The organism is Haemophilus haemolyticus (assembly GCF_003351405.1).
Classification (GTDB): Bacteria; Pseudomonadota; Gammaproteobacteria; order Enterobacterales; family Pasteurellaceae; genus Haemophilus; species Haemophilus haemolyticus_N.
Genome location: NZ_CP031240.1, coordinates 957,765 through 977,670, shown reverse-complemented (window position 1 = coordinate 977,670; position 19,906 = coordinate 957,765). Strand labels below are relative to the sequence as shown.

The 19,906-nt window shown below is 38.1% G+C and carries 16 protein-coding genes and 2 pseudogenes; 10 read left to right on the top strand and 8 right to left on the bottom strand.

Annotation, left to right across the window (positions count from 1 at the left end):
• Positions 1–2 precede the first annotated feature (2 nt).
• Entirely contained in the window at positions 3–3,275 is a 3,273-nt protein-coding gene (locus tag DV427_RS04885; RefSeq protein WP_162790263.1) for an autotransporter family protein, read from the bottom strand.
• A 309-nt stretch (positions 3,276–3,584) separates the two neighbouring features.
• Positions 3,585–3,731: pseudogene (locus DV427_RS04880) on the bottom strand (DNA-formamidopyrimidine glycosylase family protein); the annotation flags it as partial.
• Positions 3,732–3,877: 146 nt separating this feature from the next.
• Between DV427_RS04880 and DV427_RS04875 the strand changes: the two are divergent.
• Positions 3,878–5,404, top strand: a complete 1,527-nt coding sequence (locus DV427_RS04875) for a catalase (protein WP_114891500.1) — start codon at positions 3,878–3,880, stop codon at positions 5,402–5,404.
• A 63-nt stretch (positions 5,405–5,467) separates the two neighbouring features.
• Here the strand turns inward: DV427_RS04875 and pyrH are convergent, their stop codons facing one another.
• Positions 5,468–6,181: a UMP kinase gene (pyrH, locus tag DV427_RS04870; RefSeq protein WP_005628053.1), complete on the bottom strand. Its 714-nt coding sequence runs from the start codon at positions 6,179–6,181 to the stop codon at positions 5,468–5,470.
• Between the two features lie 130 nt (positions 6,182–6,311).
• On the opposite strand from pyrH, the gene DV427_RS04865 reads away from it, so the two are divergent.
• The 5 genes from DV427_RS04865 to rnhB all read left to right on the top strand — a co-directional run bounded on the left by DV427_RS04865 (position 6,312) and on the right by rnhB (position 11,031).
• Positions 6,312–7,871 carry a phosphoethanolamine transferase gene (locus tag DV427_RS04865; RefSeq protein WP_114891499.1) on the top strand — a complete coding sequence of 520 codons (1,560 nt, stop codon included), beginning with the start codon at positions 6,312–6,314 and terminating at the stop codon, positions 7,869–7,871.
• A gap of 127 nt (positions 7,872–7,998) precedes the next feature.
• Positions 7,999–8,403 carry a 3-hydroxyacyl-ACP dehydratase FabZ gene (gene fabZ / locus DV427_RS04860; protein WP_005685437.1) on the top strand — a complete coding sequence of 135 codons (405 nt, stop codon included), beginning with the start codon at positions 7,999–8,001 and terminating at the stop codon, positions 8,401–8,403.
• Between the two features lie 14 nt (positions 8,404–8,417).
• The gene (gene lpxA, locus DV427_RS04855; RefSeq protein ID WP_114891498.1) at positions 8,418–9,206 is read left to right on the top strand and encodes an acyl-ACP--UDP-N-acetylglucosamine O-acyltransferase; all 789 of its coding nucleotides are present in this window, start codon (positions 8,418–8,420) and stop codon (positions 9,204–9,206) included.
• A 66-nt stretch (positions 9,207–9,272) separates the two neighbouring features.
• A complete protein-coding gene (gene lpxB, locus DV427_RS04850; protein ID WP_114891497.1) occupies positions 9,273–10,445 on the top strand; it encodes a lipid-A-disaccharide synthase in 1,173 nt (390 codons plus the stop codon).
• On the top strand, positions 10,438–11,031 hold the full coding sequence (gene rnhB / locus DV427_RS04845; protein ID WP_114891496.1) for a ribonuclease HII: 594 nt from the start codon (positions 10,438–10,440) through the stop codon (positions 11,029–11,031). Before lpxB ends, rnhB begins: the two co-directional genes overlap by 8 nt.
• A gap of 117 nt (positions 11,032–11,148) precedes the next feature.
• On the opposite strand, the gene DV427_RS04840 is transcribed toward rnhB, so the two are convergent.
• The gene (locus DV427_RS04840; RefSeq protein WP_005627672.1) at positions 11,149–11,490 is read right to left on the bottom strand and encodes a carboxymuconolactone decarboxylase family protein; all 342 of its coding nucleotides are present in this window, start codon (positions 11,488–11,490) and stop codon (positions 11,149–11,151) included.
• 111 nt (positions 11,491–11,601) lie between these two features.
• Here DV427_RS04840 and DV427_RS04835 point away from each other — a divergent pair, with 111 nt between their 5' ends.
• Both DV427_RS04835 and DV427_RS04830 read left to right on the top strand, forming a co-directional pair.
• Positions 11,602–12,498 carry a cupin domain-containing protein gene (locus DV427_RS04835; protein ID WP_114891495.1) on the top strand — a complete coding sequence of 299 codons (897 nt, stop codon included), beginning with the start codon at positions 11,602–11,604 and terminating at the stop codon, positions 12,496–12,498.
• A gap of 78 nt (positions 12,499–12,576) precedes the next feature.
• The gene (locus DV427_RS04830) at positions 12,577–14,421 is read left to right on the top strand and encodes an ABC transporter ATP-binding protein (protein WP_114891494.1); all 1,845 of its coding nucleotides are present in this window, start codon (positions 12,577–12,579) and stop codon (positions 14,419–14,421) included.
• A gap of 89 nt (positions 14,422–14,510) precedes the next feature.
• On the opposite strand, the gene rdgB is transcribed toward DV427_RS04830, so the two are convergent.
• Positions 14,511–15,098 carry an RdgB/HAM1 family non-canonical purine NTP pyrophosphatase gene (gene rdgB / locus DV427_RS04825; protein ID WP_114891493.1) on the bottom strand — a complete coding sequence of 196 codons (588 nt, stop codon included), beginning with the start codon at positions 15,096–15,098 and terminating at the stop codon, positions 14,511–14,513.
• Between the two features lie 11 nt (positions 15,099–15,109).
• Positions 15,110–15,835 carry a 3-deoxy-D-manno-octulosonic acid kinase gene (locus DV427_RS04820; RefSeq protein ID WP_114891492.1) on the bottom strand — a complete coding sequence of 242 codons (726 nt, stop codon included), beginning with the start codon at positions 15,833–15,835 and terminating at the stop codon, positions 15,110–15,112.
• A gap of 76 nt (positions 15,836–15,911) precedes the next feature.
• On the opposite strand from DV427_RS04820, the gene DV427_RS04815 reads away from it, so the two are divergent.
• Positions 15,912–16,955: a glycosyltransferase family 9 protein gene (locus DV427_RS04815; protein WP_114891491.1), complete on the top strand. Its 1,044-nt coding sequence runs from the start codon at positions 15,912–15,914 to the stop codon at positions 16,953–16,955.
• A 55-nt stretch (positions 16,956–17,010) separates the two neighbouring features.
• On the opposite strand, the pseudogene DV427_RS04810 reads toward DV427_RS04815, so the two are convergent.
• Together DV427_RS04810 and pssA are read right to left on the bottom strand one after the other, a co-directional pair.
• A pseudogene (locus DV427_RS04810) lies at positions 17,011–17,217 on the bottom strand (IS3 family transposase); the annotation flags it as partial.
• Between the two features lie 108 nt (positions 17,218–17,325).
• Complete coding sequence (pssA, locus tag DV427_RS04805) at positions 17,326–18,693, bottom strand: CDP-diacylglycerol--serine O-phosphatidyltransferase (RefSeq protein WP_114891490.1); 1,368 nt, start codon at positions 18,691–18,693, stop codon at positions 17,326–17,328.
• Positions 18,694–18,839: 146 nt separating this feature from the next.
• On the opposite strand from pssA, the gene DV427_RS04800 reads away from it, so the two are divergent.
• A complete protein-coding gene (locus DV427_RS04800) occupies positions 18,840–19,895 on the top strand; it encodes a tRNA/rRNA methyltransferase (protein ID WP_114891489.1) in 1,056 nt (351 codons plus the stop codon).
• Positions 19,896–19,906: the final 11 nt, after the last annotated feature.

Here is a 19,906-nt window from a genome sequence, read left to right as displayed (position 1 = left end):
AATTAGAAGCGATAAGATGCGCCTAAATTATATCGAATATCACGATAATTATGGGTGCCCATGTAATAGCCAACATTTGTCCATACGGAAAGATTATCTGTGATATACCATTTATCAATCCCGACCTCAATATTTTTAAGATCTTTTATCCCTTTAATTGAAATCGCTTTTTCATCAGTTACTACACTTGTTTGATTGGTATGATGCCACCAATTTAATGCCAAATAAGGTTCGCCATGATTTGGGCGTTTTAATGATTGTTGGTAAAAACGCAAACCTAAACGTGTAACGAAATAACGAGGATTTAACACAGCCAATTCTTCACCCATATCTGGTTTATGGAAGTGATTGTAAATAACCTGACCTTGTGGCTGAACGTAATAAGCATAATTATCTGTTTTGTTTAATAACTTATTGTATCCAGCCTCTAATGAAGCTTGAAGTGCGGTCGTTTTATAATCCGATCTTCCATCACTTGTATTCACTTTAGTTTTTAAGCGATTCACTTGGATCCAACTATCCACATACCAGTTTGGTTTTTCCCATGTTGCGTAGAGCCCTAGAGAATATCCCTTTGAGCTACTGCGTACTCTTTCATCATCTTCAACCAAATAAGTTTCTGATTTTTGACGCCCTAAACTCACATAAGCACCTGCTGTAAATTTGTTGGTGCCCTTATTATATTTCAACGCATCATAGCCCAACTGTAGGGTATCTGAATGAGCATCGGCTTTTGAATCTACGCCATTAAGCTGATATTTCGTATTATGACGATAAACTCTCACCCAAGCTGTATGCTCCTCTGGTAATTTATCTTTCGCTGCACGATCATGGAATGTGTGAGTAAACAAATTCTGACTTGCCGCAAAGCCCGATACAATTCCCGCGACTTCCTTACGGAAAGTTGGAAGTTGTTCTAAATACCAGTTACTATAGCCATCCGTATCATGAGCCACATTATAAAACTTATACTTGTAGCGACCATATTTGGATTCAACTAAAGAAAACGCATTTTCATCCGATGATTGGGTTTTAACCAATTTCACTCGATTTTTCATTTTAGCCGCTAACTTTGTCGGATCTATAAACTCAATTTTAGTCGTACCACTTGCTTTTCCACCGACATCAAGTAAATCGAATTCACTTTTGCCCGCACTTGCATCGACATTCATTTTTAATAGGCTTTTTTCTCCAGTACCAGCATAGTTACCTGAAGTCACAAATTTTGTGCTTGGAAGACCATTATTAAATTCAATAGTGCCGCTATTTTCAACATTGCCTGAAGTAGTTAACGTACCCGTTAAACTCACGGTTCCCTGATTAGTAAAATTTCCTTTTACTTCAGCGTTAGACGTAACATTAATAGTACTACTACCTGTATTTATTACTTCTGGGCTAATTAATTTTTTACCTGCCAATTCAACATTAGCTTCATTAAAAGTGATTGATTCTTTAAATTCAGCGTCATGTTCCTTAATCGCCCATTTCCCTTGCATTTCTAAATGCTCGAAACCAACATATTTATCCATACCGGCTTCAAGATTATGAAGCTCACTATTTTTATCTCTGCTCACGACAAGAGTTTCATCGGTTCCATTAGCCTTCAACACACCATCAATTTTTGTCTCTTCATTGACGATAACGCGAGTTGGAGCCAATTTTCTGTTGATAATAGAACCCTCTAAAACTGTAGAATTTTTTAAATCTACTTCTAACAGCCCACTCTTCTCTCCATAATCGCTGATATCCAATGATGCTGTTTTACGATTAACTACTAACCCTCTCTCCGCATTAACCCTTAGTGTCCCTATGCTCCCTGAGTTAATAAAATATCCATTATCAAAATATAGGGTTAGGGTTCCAGGTATCTCTCCACTATTTTCTCCGTATAAATTTTTTGCACCTATTGGAGTGCCTATGATTTCACTATTAAGTTTATAGAAGTTGTAATCTGATTCTGTTCTTTCAGTAGGAATCGGTTTTATATAAGCGCCGTTACCTTCTTTAATAAATTCATCTACTGTCTTTGGTTTTAAAGAAGCTTTATGTAATTCCTTACGTATCTCATACAATCTATTGGTGTTAATGAATTTAACATTTTCTATATCAATTAAAGTTCCTTCACATTCCCTATTAGAATGACACTTTAATGTGATATTAAATTCAGGGTCGTATTCAATGTCGCGTGGAGGAGGGTTTCTGTTGGGATGTTCTTCACGATATTCTTCAAGAAATTTTTTATATTCTTCATCCTTAATTTTTTCACGATATTTTTTATATTCTTCTATAATATTTTTATAAGTCTCATAAGGAACATATTTTTTACCCCTATCTTCAGGGGCAAAATATTCATCCTTATCTTTTGGTGGGTTATTTTTATAAAAATCTTCTAGGTATTTTTTATATTTCTCTTTTGTATCTGGATCAGGCTCTGGCGCTTGATAACGTCCTTTACCAGCTTTAATAAAGTCATCAATCGTCATATATGAAAGTATTGTCCCTTTATTGGAAAAAATAAAATTTTCAGATGCTCCAAAGTTAACTTCATTAAATACAGAATAGCCAGTATTTGAAAGAAAAACATTTTTTCCATTAAACTTAGATTTATCTAGCATACTAGGAGAATCTTTATCCTTAGAACCTTCATTCTCTAATATTAAATTCTTTTCTGCTTTTATCTCACTTGTATCTTGTTTTGATGTTATCCTACCTGAATTCTTGAAGTAAAAATCCTTTCCTGAAATTAAATGTATTGCAGGTTGATTGTTCGATGGACCAGTTCCTTTCCCAGTGATATTTCCCTTATTTTCAATATAAATGAGATTATTCACACCAGTGACAGGGGGCCGAAAAATGTTCCCCCCTCCTTGTACCCAACGTGTAGAAAAAACTTCTGTAGTTGATGCAATATCAGTATTGTTAATCAACTTCAAATTACTTAAAGGCCGAGAACCTTCATCTATAGAAAACAAATAGTAACCTGGCGCGTCAGTAGGAATCTTATAGACTGAAGATACACTCTGATTTTCCTTTCCTCTAGTGGGTCCTTCATTTTGAATATCATATTTAACTTCTTTTTCTTTTTCCTTAATATCCTCAACAGCCTTATTTATCTCCTTTGTAATAGATTCTTTTCTAGCCTTATACCCTTCATCGTTAAGAGGTAAAGGCTTATTTTCTTCCGAATTTACATCTTGTGCATAAGCAGAAAAAGAAAGGCAAGAAAAAAGGGAGGCTTGAACAAATTTAGCTATAAACGATTTATATAATTTCATGATTTTATTATCCTTGTTTACATTATCAAAAAGGGGGAAGATCAAGGTTATTGTATTAATTTTATCGCAAGACTGTCCCGTGGACATCGATTGATACAGCAGCCATCGCTTGATGCACAATCAATACTGATATAATGGAAAGTGCGGTTCATTTTGAAACTGTTTTTGATGACCTTCTAAAGTGAGTCATTATATTTAAAAGAGGATAGGAATAAAGAATATTTACAATTCTTTACATTTCTAGTGAAAGAAACTATTAGGCTTTACTATAACTAAACTTTCAACTTTTCCACTGCACTTTGGGCAAGGTTTATCTATTGCGCTATCCTGTGGCAGGATTTGCATTGAACCAGATATACCTAAATGCCCAATGATATAGCCTTTTTCTGTGTGAATAATCAAATATTTTGCTCGACAAGTGAGATCAACAATTTTTACCTTTTCAAGAGTTATCAATTAAAATACATCTAATCTCAAAACCTTATCACCTTGAATAGTTTTTTTTGATTGATTTAATAGATTTCAATCGTTAAAACCTTTTTGTATGATATTTACGAAATTTATTTCAACCCTACTTATTTCATACATACAAGGAGTTAATAATGAGTTCTCAATGCCCTTTTTCGCATTTATCGTCTACTAACCTAACTATGGGAAATGGAGCCCCTGTGGCGGACAATCAAAACAGTTTAACTGCAGGTCCGCGTGGTCCATTACTTTCACAAGATTTATGGCTTAACGAAAAATTAGCTGATTTCGTACGCGAAGTTATTCCAGAGCGTCGTATGCACGCAAAAGGTTCTGGTGCATTTGGTACCTTTACTGTCACACACGATATTACTAAATATACTCGCGCAAAAATTTTCAGTGAAGTTGGCAAAAAAACAGAAATGTTCGCACGCTTTACCACTGTTGCTGGTGAACGTGGTGCAGCTGATGCTGAACGTGATATTCGTGGTTTCGCATTAAAATTCTATACCGAAGAAGGTAACTGGGACTTAGTGGGTAACAACACCCCGGTATTCTTCTTACGTGATCCACGTAAATTCCCAGACTTAAACAAAGCGGTAAAACGTGATCCTCGCACTAATATGCGTTCAGCAACAAACAACTGGGATTTCTGGACATTATTACCTGAAGCATTACACCAAGTAACTGTTGTAATGAGTGATCGTGGTATTCCTGCAAGCTATCGTCATATGCATGGTTATGGTTCACATACTTACAGTTTCTGGAACGAAGCTGGCGAACGTTTCTGGGTAAAATTCCATTTCCATACTCAACAAGGTATTAAAAACTTAACTGATGCAGAAGCAGCTGCAGTTATCGCAAATGATCGTGAAAGCCATCAACGCGATTTATATGAAGCAATCGAACGTGGTGATTTCCCTAAATGGACATTATATGTGCAAATTATGCCTGAAGCAGATGCGGAAAAAGTACCTTATCATCCATTCGACTTAACCAAAGTATGGCCGAAAAAAGATTATCCATTAATTGAAGTGGGTGAATTTGAACTTAACCGTAATCCAGAAAACTTCTTTGCTGATGTAGAACAATCTGCATTTGCACCAAGCAATTTAGTTCCAGGTATCGGCGCAAGCCCAGATAAAATGTTACAAGCTCGCTTGTTCAACTATGCGGATGCACAACGTTACCGTTTAGGTGTGAACTATCGTCAAATTCCAGTAAACCGCCCACGTTGCCCAGTGCATAGCAACCAACGTGATGGCCAAGGCCGTGTAGATGGCAACTACGGTAGCCTACCGCACTACGAGCCAAACAGCTTTAGCCAATGGCAACAACAACCAGACTTTGCTGAACCACCACTTCGTATCAATGGCGATGCAGCACACTGGGATTATCGCAACGATGATAACGACTACTTCAGCCAACCGCGTGCATTATTTAACTTAATGAGTGCAGAGCAAAAACAAGCGTTATTCAACAACACTGCAGCTGCAATGGGCGATGCACCTGATTTCATCAAATATCGCCACATTCGTAACTGTCACTGGTGTGAGCCAGCATATGGTGAAGGCGTTGCAAAAGCATTGGGCTTAACAGTTGAAGATGCATTAAAAGCACGTGAAACTGACCCAGCATTAGGTCAAGGTGGATTGTTATAATCTCTAGGCTACATCCAAAAAAAACGGTAGGAATTTTCCTACCGTTTTACTTTTTAACATTCACTAACAAATAGTGGTGCCTTCTTCGGTACCAGTCACTACTTGACGTAATGCACCGGGTTTACCCATATTGAATACTCGGATCGGCATGCCATGATCGCGAGCTAAAGTAAACGCCGCTAAGTCCATCACTTGTAATTCTTTATCGATCACTTCTGCATAACTTAAATTTTTATAAAGTTTTGCATCAGGATTTTTCGCAGGATCACAATCATATACACCATCAACTTTAGTCGCTTTCAACACAACATCAGCTTCAATTTCAATACCACGCAAACAAGCAGCAGAATCAGTGGTAAAGAATGGACTTCCGGTTCCCGCAGAGAAAATGACTACGCGTTTCTCGCGTAACATTTTGATTGCTTCAGACCAGTTATAAGTATCGCAAATACCATTTAATTGGAAAGCAGACATTAATTTAGCATTCACATCAGCACGGAATAAAGAATCACGCATTGCCAAACCATTCATCACCGTAGCAAGCATTCCCATATGGTCACCCACCACGCGATTCATCCCTGCTTTTGCTAGTTTTGCGCCACGGAATAAGTTGCCACCACCAAGAACGACACCGACTTCCACGCCCATCTCTACTAATTCTTTAATTTCAACAGCCATACGATCGAGAATCGCAGGATCAATACCAAAACCATCTTCTCCTTGTAATGCTTCACCGCTTAATTTCAATAAAATACGTTTATAAATTGGTTGGCTCATTGTTTTTTCCCTCTGGCTTAAAAAATTGGCTTATTCTATAAAATAACCACCCAAGAGTGAAGAAGTTAAATATGGAAATTCTGAGTAAAAGGTGGATAATAGCGACATTTTCTTTTCAGGGAAGACAATTATGAACACGAAAAAAACAAGCCAAATTTTGCCCGCACTTTTTGCGGTGATTTGTGCCGCATTAGCGGGTTATTTTATTTTAATCGGTTCTGGAATGTTTCCAGAACCAAGTGTGACTCTCATTCTGCTTGCGACAACAACTATTCTCTTATTAAGCAGCAGTAAAAAATCCTTCTATTTTATTTTGCTACCGCTTGCGTTACTGCATGCTTTTTATACGCCTACAGGGCTAAATTTTGGTCCTCCAAGCTACCAATATATCGCCTCGCTTTTTGCGACAGATATGTTGGAAACGAAGGAATTTCTATTGCAAATCCCTGTGAGTAGTTACTTAATTGCTTTCGCCATTCCTATTTTGATTTTGCTTCAGTACAAAAGTGCGGTGAGATTTGGCATAAAATTTTATCGTAATAAAACATTTATTGCCTTAGCAACACTGCTCTTTGCTTACAACATGCCGCTTGCTGAACCGATTAAAGAAACAGTAAGTTCCACATTAAAAATTGTAGATGAAGTGCAAAAACTCAAACAAATGTCCCAATCTGATAACTGGGGAAAATCAACATTAGAAAATTCACGCTATGATGATTATGTGATTGTTCTTGGTGAAAGTGCACGTAAAGATTATCACCATGCCTATGGGTATCCGATTGAAAACACCCCATTTATGTCTGGTGCTAAAGGCACATTGATTGATGGTTTTCGTTCAGCTGGAACAAATACTGTTGCCTCACTTCGCCTTATGTTAACTCTTCCTAACAAAGAAAAATGGGAACCCAATTACAGCTTGAGTTTAGTCGATCTCATCAAATCCGCAGGCGTGAAAACCTATTGGCTTTCTAATCAAGGTATGCTCGGTGAATTCGATACGCCAGTTTCATCCCTTGCATCAAAATCTGATGAAACTTTTTTCTTGAAAAAAGGCGGAAGCTTTAATTCTACTAACTTTAGTGATTTTGATTTATTACCAAAATTCGCCCAAGTATTAGAAGATCCTGTTCAAGGAAAACGTTTTATTGTGTTGCATATTTATGGCTCACATCCAATGGCTTGCGACCGTGTCGAAGATTATCCAAAAATCTTTGATGATAAAGATCTTAATCCGAGATATGGTTATTTAAATTGCTATGTGTCGTCTATTAAGAAAACTGATGAATTTTTAAAACGTGTATATGATCAGCTTGCAGAAAACGCGAAGAAAAATCACCGCACTTTCTCAATGATTTATTTCTCAGATCACGGTTTATGCCACCAACAAGATGAAAAAAATAATATACTTTTGTTCAATCAAAACTGTTTCAGCCGAGAACATCATAATATTCCGCTATTCAAAATTTCGTCGGATGACACCGAACGCAAAGAATATAAGGTGTTTAAATCTGGGTTGAACTTCTTAGAAGGAATCGCAAATTGGATAGGAATCAAAAATCCTCAATTAACGCAAACAGAAGATTTATTTTCTAACGAATCGGATAAAAATGACTTTGGATTGCAAAAACGAATTGATGAAAAATATCGTAAAGATGACGATCCAGCCATTGATATTCGTCCTAAACACTAGGCTATATTGAGTGCGTTTTATTTTTAGCCGTAAATATCGTATAATCCGAGAGATTTTATTTGTTTATTTTTTGTAAGGTGTCAACGTGTCAGAACAACAACCAAGAGTGATCGAATCAAAAGAAATTATGACTTTATTACCACATCGCTATCCATTTTTATTAGTGGATCGCGTATTGGATTTTAAAGAAGGCGAATGGTTAAAAGCGATTAAAAATATTAGCGTCAATGAGCCTTGTTTCACAGGTCACTTCCCTGGCGAACCTATTTTACCAGGCGTTTTAATTTTAGAAGCTTTGGCACAGGCAATGGGCATTTTAGCCTTTAAAACTCTCGAATTAAAAGGCGGTGAATTATTCTATTTCGCTGGTATTGATGAAGCGCGCTTTAAACGTCCAGTGTTACCTGGAGATCAAATGGAATTAAACGTTCAAGTGATTAAAGAACGTCGAGGCATCACTGCATTTACTGGCGTAGCAACCGTAAACGGTGAAATTGCTTGTGAAGCAAAACTAATGTGCGCTCGTCGTTAATTAAGGGGGTAAATATGATCCACCCAAATGCAAAAATCCATCCTACAGCCTTAGTTGAAGAAGGCGCAGTTATTGGTGAAGGTGTTGTTATCGGGCCTTTCTGTATTGTTGAAGGCACTGTTGAAATTAAAGCTCGCACTGTATTGAAATCTCACGTTGTCGTACGTGGTGATACGGTTATTGGCGAAGATAACGAAATCTATCAATTCGCGAGCATTGGTGAAGTGAACCAGGATTTAAAATATAACGGCGAAGCAACCAAAACGATTATTGGTAATGGCAACCGAATTCGTGAACACGTGACAATCCATCGTGGTACCATCCAAGGCGGAGGTGTAACCTCTATTGGCAATAACAATTTATTAATGGTGAATGTTCACATTGCACATGATTGCCAAATTAAAAACAACTGTATTTTGGCAAACAATGCAACGCTTGCTGGTCACGTAGAATTAGATGATTTCGTGATTGTTGGTGGCATGTCAGCAATTCACCAATTTGTAATCGTTGGTGCACACGTCATGTTAGGCGGCGGTTCTATGGTAAGCCAAGATGTACCTCCTTATGTTATGGCACAAGGCAACCACGCCCGTCCATTTGGCGTAAACTTAGAAGGTTTAAAACGTCGTGGTTTTGATAAACCAACCATGCATGCGATCCGTAACGTTTATAAAATGATCTATCGTAGCGGCAAAACGTTGGAAGAAGTGTTACCAGAAATTGAGCAAATTGCAGAAACCGATTCAGCAATTAGTTTCTTTGTTGAATTTTTCAAACGTTCAACTCGCGGTATTATTCGTTAATAAAGTATCTCTGTATTCAACCGCACTTTGCACGCCAAAGTGCGGTTATTTTTTAGGGTAAATTTGATGAACAAAACAAATCCAACCATCGCTCTTGTTGCTGGAGAAGTATCTGGTGATATTCTCGGTGCAGGTTTAATTCGCCAGCTCAAAGCTCATTATCCTAATGCTCACTTTATTGGCATTGCAGGCCCAAGAATGTTGGCTGAAGGCTGTGAGACGCTTGTCGATATGGAAGAGCTTTCAGTCATGGGTTTGGCTGAAATTTTGAAACATCTTCCTCGTCTGTTGAAAATTCGCAAAAATGTCATTCAAACCATGTTGCAAGAAAAACCTGATGTTTACATCGGCATTGATGCGCCTGATTTTAATTTGGATGTAGAACTCAAGCTCAAAGCAAACGGAATTAAAACTATTCATTACGTGAGTCCCTCTGTATGGGCTTGGCGTCAAAATCGCATCCATAAAATCGCCAAAGCGACTCATCAAGTTCTTGCCTTTTTGCCTTTTGAGAAAGCCTTTTACGATAAATTTAACGTACCTTGCCGTTTTATTGGACACACAATGGCAGATGCTATTCCGCTCAAACCAAACCGTGCCGAAGCCTGCCAAGTGCTACAGATTAATCCCGCACAGCGCTATTTAGCAATCTTAGTTGGAAGTCGTGGTTCAGAAGTGGAATTTCTAGCTGAACCTTTCTTAAAAACCGCTTTATTGTTAAAAGAACAATTTCCTGATTTACAATTCCTAGTCCCTTTGGTGAACGAAAAACGACGAATTCAATTTGAAGCTATTAAAGCTAAAATTGCGCCAAATCTAGACCTGCATTTAATTGATGGCAATGCACGACAAGCAATGATCGCTGCTGATGCAACATTGCTTGCTTCAGGGACAGCAGCACTTGAAGCAATGCTTTGTAAATCACCCATGGTGGTAGGCTATCGAATGAAAGCACTGACCTATTTCTTAGCAAAACGTTTAGTGAAAACCGATTATATTTCTTTACCAAACTTGCTTGCGAATGAAATGCTCGTTCCTGAAATGATTCAAGAAGAATGTACGCCAGAATTGCTCGCTGAAAAACTATCTGCTTATCTTTCTGATGGTGAAAGTGCGGTAAAAAATCGCCATGTTTTAATTCAGCACTTCACGGATTTACACCAAAAAATTCAATGCAATGCAGATAAGCAAGCGGCTCAAGCGGTCATTGATTTATTAGAAGGAACAGAAAATGTTTGAATATCCACAAGGCTATGAATTGATCGCTGGCGTTGATGAAGTTGGACGAGGCCCTCTAGTTGGGGCCGTTGTAACGGCTGCCGTCATTTTAGATCCGAATAACCCAATTGAAGGTCTCGCTGATTCTAAAAAACTTTCTGAGAAAAAACGTTTAGCCCTTGCTGAAGAAATCAAAGAAAAAGCCCTTGCTTGGGCATTAGGTCGAGCTGAAGCTAACGAAATTGACGAGATTAATATCCTGCAAGCCTCCTTGCTGGCAATGACTCGAGCAGTAAAATCTTTAAAAATTCAACCGCACTTTGTGTTGGTTGATGGCAATAAGATCCCAAAAGACTTAGATATTCCAGCGCAAGCCGTCGTAAAAGGCGATAGCCTTGTGGCGGAAATCAGTGCAGCCTCTATTTTGGCGAAAGTAGCACGAGACCAAGAAATGGAAGAATTAGACAAGCAATATCCAGAATACGCTTTTGCCCAGCATAAAGGCTATCCGACCAAATTACATTTGGAAAAATTAGCTGAACTTGGCGCGTTACCGCAACATCGTCGTAGCTTTGCCCCAGTGAAAAAAGTGCTAGAAAATTGTTAGAATTTTAATCGCAAAATGCTTTTATTTTGTTAGGCAATAAAATATTGATAAAACAAAGGGAGTATTAAAAATACTCCCTTTCCTTTAATCAACTTAACTCTATGGAATGACGGGTAATTAACCTTTCTGTACGTTATATGCTTCCAATGCACGTAAAGAATAAGTATAAGCAGCGCCTGCATTTAATGCGATAGACATTGCTAATGCTGCAGCCACTTCAGCTTCGCTTGCGCCAGCTTTTACCGCTTCTTCTGCGTGTACGCTAATGCAGCTTTCGCAACGAGTTGTTACCGCAACTGCTAATGCAATAAGCTCACGAGTTTTAGCGTCAAGTACATTACCTTCTGCCGCTGCTGCGCCTAATGCTTGGTAAGCTTGTAACATTTTTGGATATTGTTTACCTAACGCACCAAATGATTTTTTAACGTGTGATGTTTCTTCTTTCCAATCTGCAAACATAATGTTCTCCTAAATATATTGAATTAATAACGAACTGGTGTGGCAAATTATAGGCAGATTGGATTATGATACTTGCTTATTTATCTCAATTTTTATCGCTAACATCTCATTATGGATTATTTAGATAAACTCACCCATTTAGCACAAGTGCGTGGAGAAATTAATATTCGCTGTGAATTTCAAGGTGAATGGCAAGTCGCCCACCAAGAAAAAGATGCAGGAAAAGGCGTATTCCATCTTATTGAACAAGGCGAATGTTGGCTTACACTCAGACAAAAACAATTTCATTTAAAGGAAGGTGATATCTTTTTCCTTCCCCAAAATCAACCGCACTTTATGCGTCATTCGTCTGATAAAACAAAAGACGCGTCATTGAAAAAAAGCTGGCAAGGTGCATTTGAATTGCATCAAGTAGGGCAAGGCACACCAGATTTAAAAATGTTCTGCGGGGCATTTTATTATCAGCAAGATGCACTCCTCACCGCTTCTATGCCTGAATACTTGCATCTCAATTTATGCGATACACCGATTCATCCTTTGGTTCAGCTTTTTCTACAAGAAGCACAAAAAAACGATGCAGGTACAAAATCAGTCGTCGATGCACTTTCGAATGTGCTTTTAATTTATATTTTACGCCATGCGATTAAAGAGAACTTAATTACAGGCGGTGTGCTACTCGCGTTGCAAGACAAGCGATTAAATGCGGTGCTAGGTGCGATATTACAACGCCCTCAAGAAGATTGGCGAATTGAACAATTAGCCGATCTTTCTGCAATGTCTCGTGCAAACTTTATTCGTGTTTTTCAACAACAACTTGGTATGTCGCCAGGGCGTTTTATTACTCAAGTGAGGTTACAATCGGCAGCATTTTTATTAAAGCAATCCCAACAATCCGTACTTGCTATTGCTTTGGAAGTTGGGTATCAATCTGAGGCGCATTTTAGTAAAGCCTTCAAGAATTACTACCAACTTTCGCCAAGCCAATACAGAAAATCTGCCAGCCTATAAATTGGAGAATTTTTGCGCTATAATCGCCAAGTTTTTTGAAAGGCAACATCTGTTGCCTTTTCTTTTTAAGGAAAAGATATGTTTAACAAAATTTTTTCGTGGTTTGAAAACCGTTTAAATCCTTATCCAGAAGGTAATCCAACAACACCTAAAAAAGGCTTATTGCGTTTTATTTGGTCTAGCATCGAAGGAATGAAAGGCTGGATTCTCTTACTGACAGTGTTAACGGTTGGTACTGGTGTAATGGAAGCCGTATTATTCCAATTTATGGGAACGCTTGTAGATTGGTTAGGGACATTCACGCCTGAGACATTATGGCAAGAAAAAGGTCATTTATTAATTGGCATGGCTACCCTATTACTTGTTAGCATCGTTTGGGGATTTTTAGCCTCTACCGTACGTTTACAAACCTTACAAGGCGTATTTCCAATGCGATTACGTTGGAATTTCCATCGTTTAATGCTTGGTCAAAGTTTGAGTTTTTATCAAGATGAATTTGCTGGCAGAGTGTCTGCCAAAGTAATGCAAACCGCACTTGCTGTTCGTGATACGGTACTCACACTTGCGGATATGTTTGTATATGTCATCGTATATTTTATTACATCAGGATTAGTTCTCGCTGCATTAGATTCTTGGTTCTTACTGCCATTTATTGCTTGGATTACGATTTTTATTTTTATCCTACGAACCCTCATTCCTAAATTATCAAAAACTGCACAACGACAAGCTGATGCTCGTTCTTTAATGACAGGACGCATTACAGATGCTTATTCTAATATTGCTACAGTAAAATTATTCTCTCATGGTTCGCGTGAGGCTGCTTATGCTAAACGTTCTATGGAAGATTTTATGGTAACAGTACACGCCCAAATGCGCTTAGCAACATCACTAGATACACTCACTTACGCTACAAATATTCTACTTACGTTAAGTACTGCAATACTTGGTATTATTTTATGGAAAAATGGTCAAGTTGGCGTGGGTGCAATAGCAACGGCAACGGCAATGGCATTACGAGTCAATGGACTGTCTCGTTGGATTATGTGGGAATCTGCACGTTTGTTTGAGAATATCGGAACCGTAAACGATGGAATGAATACTTTAACCAAACCTCACACTATTGTGGATAAAGCACAAGCATCACCGTTACAGGTGACACAAGGGGAAATTAAGTTTAACGATATTACCTTTGCTTATGATCCGACAAAACCATTACTCAATCATTTCAATCTCACCATCAAACCTGGTGAAAAAGTCGGACTGATCGGCCGTTCTGGTGCAGGAAAATCTACGATTGTGAACTTATTGCTTCGCTTCTATGAAGCACAACAAGGCGCGATTACCATTGATGGGCAAGATGTACTAGATGTGCAACAAGAAAGCCTACGTCGCCAAATTGGTTTAGTGACTCAAGACACTTCGCTGCTGCATCGCTCTGTTCGTGACAATATTATTTATGGGCGCCCTAATGCCACAGATGAAGAAATGGTTTTAGCTGCTGAAAGAGCAGAAGCCGCTGATTTCATTCCATTCCTCACTGATGCTCAAGGCAGAAAAGGCTACGATGCCCATGTGGGTGAAAGAGGTGTCAAACTTTCAGGTGGTCAACGGCAGCGCATTGCTATTGCTCGTGTCATGTTAAAAGATGCGCCAATTCTATTGTTAGATGAAGCGACAAGCGCACTGGATTCAGAAGTAGAAGTGGCAATACAAGAAAGTCTCGATAAAATGATGGAAAATAAAACTGTGATTGCTATTGCTCATCGTTTATCCACCATCGCAGCGATGGATCGCCTAATTGTGCTTGATAAAGGACAAATTGTTGAACAAGGTACCCATGCTGAATTACTGGAGCGTAATGGTCTGTACGCTAAACTATGGAATCATCAAAGTGGCGGATTTTTAAGTGAACATGCTGAATAATATTACTTTTCCGTTATAGATAAAATCCATATAAAAAGGCACGCATATAAAAATATGCGCGCCTTTTATCATCATACGTTTAACTAGATTTATAACTTACTTTTTAATACTTTCAATGCTCGCGCACGATGAGAAATTTTTTTCTTCTCAACAGTTTCTAATTCAGCAAATGTGTAACCTTGTTCTGGACTAAAGAATAAACTGTCATAACCAAAACCATTTTCGCCTTTTTCTTCAAAACCAATCACACCATGACACTCACCTTCGGCAATAATTGGCGATGGATCCGTTGGATGCTGTAAAAACACGATACAGCTCACAAATTTGGCTTGACGTTTATCTTGTGCAACATGAGCAAGCTCTGCCAATAATTTCTCACGGTTTTTAGCATCATTGCCCTCTTCACCAGCATAACGTGCAGAATACAGACCTGGTGCGCCATTAAGTGCGGAAACCACCAAGCCTGAATCATCTGCAATAGCAGGCAAACCTGATTTCTCTGAGGCATAGCGCGCTTTTAATAACGCATTCTCGACAAAAGTTAAGCCTGTTTCTTCTGGGCTTTCAATGCCTAAATCTGTTTGCGCAATCACTTCAAAGCCAAAATCAGATAGGACATCAGCCATTTCTTTCACTTTGCCTTTATTGCCTGTAGCAAGTACGATTTTTTGTTTCATAATCAGTCCTTTTATTGATGATAAGCTGCTGTTAAATCAGCCCAGTTTTGCTCGGTAAATTGAATATTCATTCGTCCAACTTCTTTTTCGAAGGAACGTTTTAAACGGTTCAGATTTTGCACTTTCCAAAAATCTCCTGATTTTTCACCGCACTTATCAAAATCCAGTAACCAACATTTTTGCTCTTGTTCAGTCTGTTGAAGCAAAATATTGTGTGCATTCAAGTCCGTATGGCAAATCTGTAAATCATGTAGTTTTCGAATCAAACGACCAATTTGTATCCAAGTTTCTTTTGGCAATGTTTGTGTTTGTAAAAGTGCGGTTAAATCCTGCGCGTTTTCGATTTTTTCCGTCAAAATATCCGCTTGATAGCAAATGCCTAACTTGCCTTTTTGAATACGTGCGGCAATCGGTTTAGGCACAGGCAAACCTGCTTCATACAAACGTTGCAACAAATGAAACTCAGCAAAACTACGGGTAGTTTCAAGAGCAGAAAAACGATAACGATCTTTGTTCAGTTTACCCCAAAGTCCACCTCGATAATAATGACGCAACGCACAATTTACACCAAACCAATCTTCCGTTTGCAAGAAATAAGTGGTGCCTCGACCTTTTGCACTTCCTATCAGTCGGTCTTGTTTTTGCCAAAATTCCGCTTGGAAAAACTCGGTTGCTTGCTCAAAAGTGCGGTCAAAATTAAAGATAAAATATTGGTTATCTTGTTGGAATTGGTGCATGGGAATGTTGTTATGAATAGAAAATGGACTCATTCTACTTTAAAATAGGCGCAAGTTAAATGAGAAAGGAATGTCAATGCCACTTTTTACCAAAGCTCCAAAATCCCTTTGTATTCTCCGATTGTCAGCTGTAGGCGATGTCTGTCATGCCTTAGCTGTGGTTCAGCACATTCAAGCATATTATCCCCAAACAGAAATTACTTGGATTGTAGGAAAAAACGAAATGAGTTTGCTTTCAGGCATTCCTAATATCACACTCATTCCTTACAATAAAAAAGCGGGATGGAAAGGTGTTTTATCACTCTGGAAACAACTAAAAAATAAACAGTTTGATGCGCTATTAAATATGCAAACAGCATTTCGCGCATCAATCCTTTCTTTAGGAATTAAAGCCAAATACAAAATTGGATTTGGAGAAAAACGTTCTCGCGAAGGGCAATGGCTATTTGTAAATCGTCGTATCACAGATCCCTCATCGCCCCATGTATTAGATGGATTTATGGCTTTCGCTGAATATATTGGCGTACCGAAATCAGAACCGAAATGGGCATTAGCTATCTCAGAAGATGATGATAAATTTGCCGATAAATTTATTGATTTCTCTCGTAAAAATTTATTGATTTCCCCTTGCTCTAGCAAATCAGAAAAAGATTGGCTAATCGAACGTTATGCAGAGGTTGCCAATATTGCCCATCAGAATAATGTCAATGTAATTTTCTGCAGTTCGCCAGCCAAACGTGAATTAGAAATAGTCGAAAAAATTACCGCTCTTTGCCATTTCTGGCCAACTAATATTGCAGGAAAAACAAACCTAAAACAGCTTACCGCTTTAATTTCTAAAGTTGATTTGGTGCTTTCGCCAGATTCTGGCCCTGCCCATATTGCGACAACACAAGGAATCCCAGTTATTGGCCTGTATGCGTATCACAATCCTTTGCGTACTGCGCCTTATAATAATTTAGATAACGTGGTATCAATATATGAAGAAAATGCCCAAAAAGAATTTGGCAAACCGTCATCTGAACTACCTTGGGCAACGAAACTAAAAGGAAAAAATTTGATGGCAGAAATTCAAGTCGAACCCGTTATTAAACAAATGAAAAAATTAGGATTATTCTGAAGAAAAAAGCTCGGTTATGAGCTGTCCCCAAAAAGTTAGACGATCAAATCAAGGACTAAATTCTGTAATCCATAGGGCTTAGTCCTTTGAGTTTACACTGAATACACTTATGATTGTAACAATGAATATACTCATGAATCGTTTTTTTGAGTTGCTCAAAAGTATTAAATTGTTTTCCATCGTAACATTCTGTTTTTAATAAAGAACTCTCCATCGCCGTACTATCTAAACAATTTCCTTTTTTCGACATAGTTTGTTGAATAGTCATAAAAAAATCCGCACCTTAATCAGTTGGTTATTTAGTCCAACTTTTGGGGTGCAGATCATTTTCACAAGACTTTATTATTCAATCTAAAAATATTATTCAGCATTACAGAATCATTTTCACCAATTTATCCGCTTTAATTCGTGCAAATTTTTTCAAAAGTTTTTGCACTGGTTCTGGGTATTGATTCAATTCTTCTAATTCAGTGTAATGTTTTAATACTTTTGTATGTTGGCGAATTTGGTTTTGCTCTTTTTCCACTTGGGCTAAAAGCTGTTGTTGTGGATCGTAAATTAATAAGCCATTTTCTGCATCTAAACGCCATGCTCGAGGGTTAAGATTATTGCCTGTAAGTAAAATATAACGGTCATCTACCCACACACCTTTTAAGTGATAGGTATTATCGCCATCACGCCACAAACGCACCACAAGCTGACCATTCTCAATTTGAGACTCAAATTTTTCACAGAAACGGCGAAGATTACTTTCATAAAGATAAGGTAACGCCCCTGCCATTTTGAATGGTTGTTCTGGTGGAATATAAAAATCGTTTGCGACTTTATCACCAACAATAATTTCTACTTGTTTACCATTTTCCAATAACGTTGCTATTTTATGTTGCAATGTGCGTGGAAAATTAAAGTATGGCGTACAAATCACCAATTTTTCTTTTACTTGTAAGAATAAATCTTCAATCACTTGATTTAATTCATTGCCCGATGCGCCTAAGCCAAACAGTGGTGATACGCTTAAAATATTCGGTAATTTCACCGCACTTTTTAATGAATATTCACCATTTTGCGCAAGGTCTTTACGATAAGCGCGAATATTGCCGCGGATCTCTTTGGTGCGAGGGCGATTAGTGACATCAAGTGGATAAACTGCACTGAAATCTAACAAGTAATCATTGATGAAATTCACCATCGAATCAGCTAATTCGGCATGAGTGATTTTTTGATAGCGGTCGTAACGATATTTTTCAAATTGATGAAGATAGACATTATTAATGCTTGCACCGCTATAAAGCACCGTATCATCAAACACAAAGCCTTTAACGTGCAATACACCAAAAACTTCGCGTGTATTAATTGGCACGCCAAAGAACATATTCGGATCATCAGGCAACTGATAAGTTTGGCGTTGCTCGCAATACCAATCTGCATTGGTGGCAGATTTTTCCGCCCCTAATAAATTGCGTTGTGCGCGATGCCAATCTATGAGAATTTTTACATCCAAGTGTGGATTTTCTTGCTTCACGCGATAAATTTCATCAAGGATTTCCTGCCCCGCTTCATCTTTTTGCCAATAAAGTGCAGTGACATAAATACGTTTTTTGGTGTTTCTGATTAATTCAATAATTTGAGTTTTAAATTCGGCCGGGCTACCCAAAAATTCAATTTGCTCAGCTTGCAAAGCAAGGAATGGCAAATTATTTAAATTTTGTTCAGCTCGTTTGGTTTTATTGATTAACATAATCCATCTCGTGATTAAAGACTAGTGCGTTAGTTTACAATATTTCACGCGCTTATTAATAGAAAAAAGGCTTTTTTTCGTTATAATGCTCACAAATTTTAGCATTTTTTGGCTAAAAAATATTCATTTTTATTCAGGGAAACCCTATGAACGACAAACGCAAACCGTCTTTTCAATCTGCCGGCAGATCCTTTCAAGAACGCTCAGTAGGTGAAAAATACAGAGAAAAACCAACTCAAAATCGACCGCACTCTAATGATAAATTTCATGGAAATAGAAACGAAAAATCTCGTTTTCCTCGTGATAAACAAGAAGTGAAAGAAACTAAAATTACGCAACTTTCTTTATCTCGTTCGCCATCAAATAAAAAAACAGAACAACCTAAAGTTCAGGTGACGATAAAAAGTACGGGTACGGTTTATAAAACAAAAGAAAAGAAAACGGGTGCGCTTTCTCCTCGTGCTCCTGAAAAAATTAAGAAAAACCGTGCGGAAGAAATGAAGGTTTACGGTGAAAATGCCTGTTTAGCTTTATTTGCAGAACGCCCTGAAAGTATTGTTCGATTGTGGGTAACCGTACAAGTGTCACACAGAATTGGCGAGGTATTGAGTTATTTAGCCGAAAACAAGAAGGCCTATCATGTTGTAGATAGCGAAGAATTAGCTCGAGTGAGCGGAACAGAACATCATGGTGGCATTTGCTTATTAGTGAAGAAACCTCGTGCTTTCACGTTGCAAGGGTATTTGGATATTCCCCGAGAAGAGGATTGTTTAGTGCTATTAGACAACGTGAATAATGCGCAAAATATTGGTGGCGTATTGCGTACTTGTGCTTATTTTGGCGTGAAAAATATTGTCGCCGATAATGTGGAAAATCTGTATTCGGCAGCTTCAATGCGCGTAGCAGAAGGCGGTGCAGAATATATTCGAGTGTTAGAAACGGATTATATTGATTCGGCTCTAATGCAATTGCGCAAATCAGGCTATCAAATTATTCACGTATCGCACAATAGACAAGGCGAGCCGTTGGATAAAGTGCGGTTAAAAAATAAAGTGGTTTTTGTGCTAAGTGAAAGCTCTACGGAAAGTTTAGCGACTCCAGAAGACACACAAGTGCGTTTAACGCTCGCAAGCCCAATTAAATCAGGCTTAAATATTGCAGTGAATGCGGGTGTGTTGTTAGCGAAGTGGTATTTTAGATAGTGTATGATTAA

What these genes read in the sequence shown, in the direction of transcription:
- DV427_RS04885 (WP_162790263.1), bottom strand. Translation starts at nt 3,275, where the DNA reads ATGAAATTATATAAATCGTTTATAGCTAAATTTGTTCAAGCCTCCCTT.
- DV427_RS04875 (WP_114891500.1), top strand. Translation starts at nt 3,878, where the DNA reads ATGAGTTCTCAATGCCCTTTTTCGCATTTATCGTCTACTAACCTAACT.
- pyrH (WP_005628053.1), bottom strand. Translation starts at nt 6,181, where the DNA reads ATGAGCCAACCAATTTATAAACGTATTTTATTGAAATTAAGCGGTGAA.
- DV427_RS04865 (WP_114891499.1), top strand. Translation starts at nt 6,312, where the DNA reads ATGAACACGAAAAAAACAAGCCAAATTTTGCCCGCACTTTTTGCGGTG.
- fabZ (WP_005685437.1), top strand. Translation starts at nt 7,999, where the DNA reads ATGACTTTATTACCACATCGCTATCCATTTTTATTAGTGGATCGCGTA.
- lpxA (WP_114891498.1), top strand. Translation starts at nt 8,418, where the DNA reads ATGATCCACCCAAATGCAAAAATCCATCCTACAGCCTTAGTTGAAGAA.
- lpxB (WP_114891497.1), top strand. Translation starts at nt 9,273, where the DNA reads ATGAACAAAACAAATCCAACCATCGCTCTTGTTGCTGGAGAAGTATCT.
- rnhB (WP_114891496.1), top strand. Translation starts at nt 10,438, where the DNA reads ATGTTTGAATATCCACAAGGCTATGAATTGATCGCTGGCGTTGATGAA.
- DV427_RS04840 (WP_005627672.1), bottom strand. Translation starts at nt 11,490, where the DNA reads ATGTTTGCAGATTGGAAAGAAGAAACATCACACGTTAAAAAATCATTT.
- DV427_RS04835 (WP_114891495.1), top strand. Translation starts at nt 11,602, where the DNA reads ATGGATTATTTAGATAAACTCACCCATTTAGCACAAGTGCGTGGAGAA.
- DV427_RS04830 (WP_114891494.1), top strand. Translation starts at nt 12,577, where the DNA reads ATGTTTAACAAAATTTTTTCGTGGTTTGAAAACCGTTTAAATCCTTAT.
- rdgB (WP_114891493.1), bottom strand. Translation starts at nt 15,098, where the DNA reads ATGAAACAAAAAATCGTACTTGCTACAGGCAATAAAGGCAAAGTGAAA.
- DV427_RS04820 (WP_114891492.1), bottom strand. Translation starts at nt 15,835, where the DNA reads ATGCACCAATTCCAACAAGATAACCAATATTTTATCTTTAATTTTGAC.
- DV427_RS04815 (WP_114891491.1), top strand. Translation starts at nt 15,912, where the DNA reads ATGCCACTTTTTACCAAAGCTCCAAAATCCCTTTGTATTCTCCGATTG.
- pssA (WP_114891490.1), bottom strand. Translation starts at nt 18,693, where the DNA reads ATGTTAATCAATAAAACCAAACGAGCTGAACAAAATTTAAATAATTTG.
- DV427_RS04800 (WP_114891489.1), top strand. Translation starts at nt 18,840, where the DNA reads ATGAACGACAAACGCAAACCGTCTTTTCAATCTGCCGGCAGATCCTTT.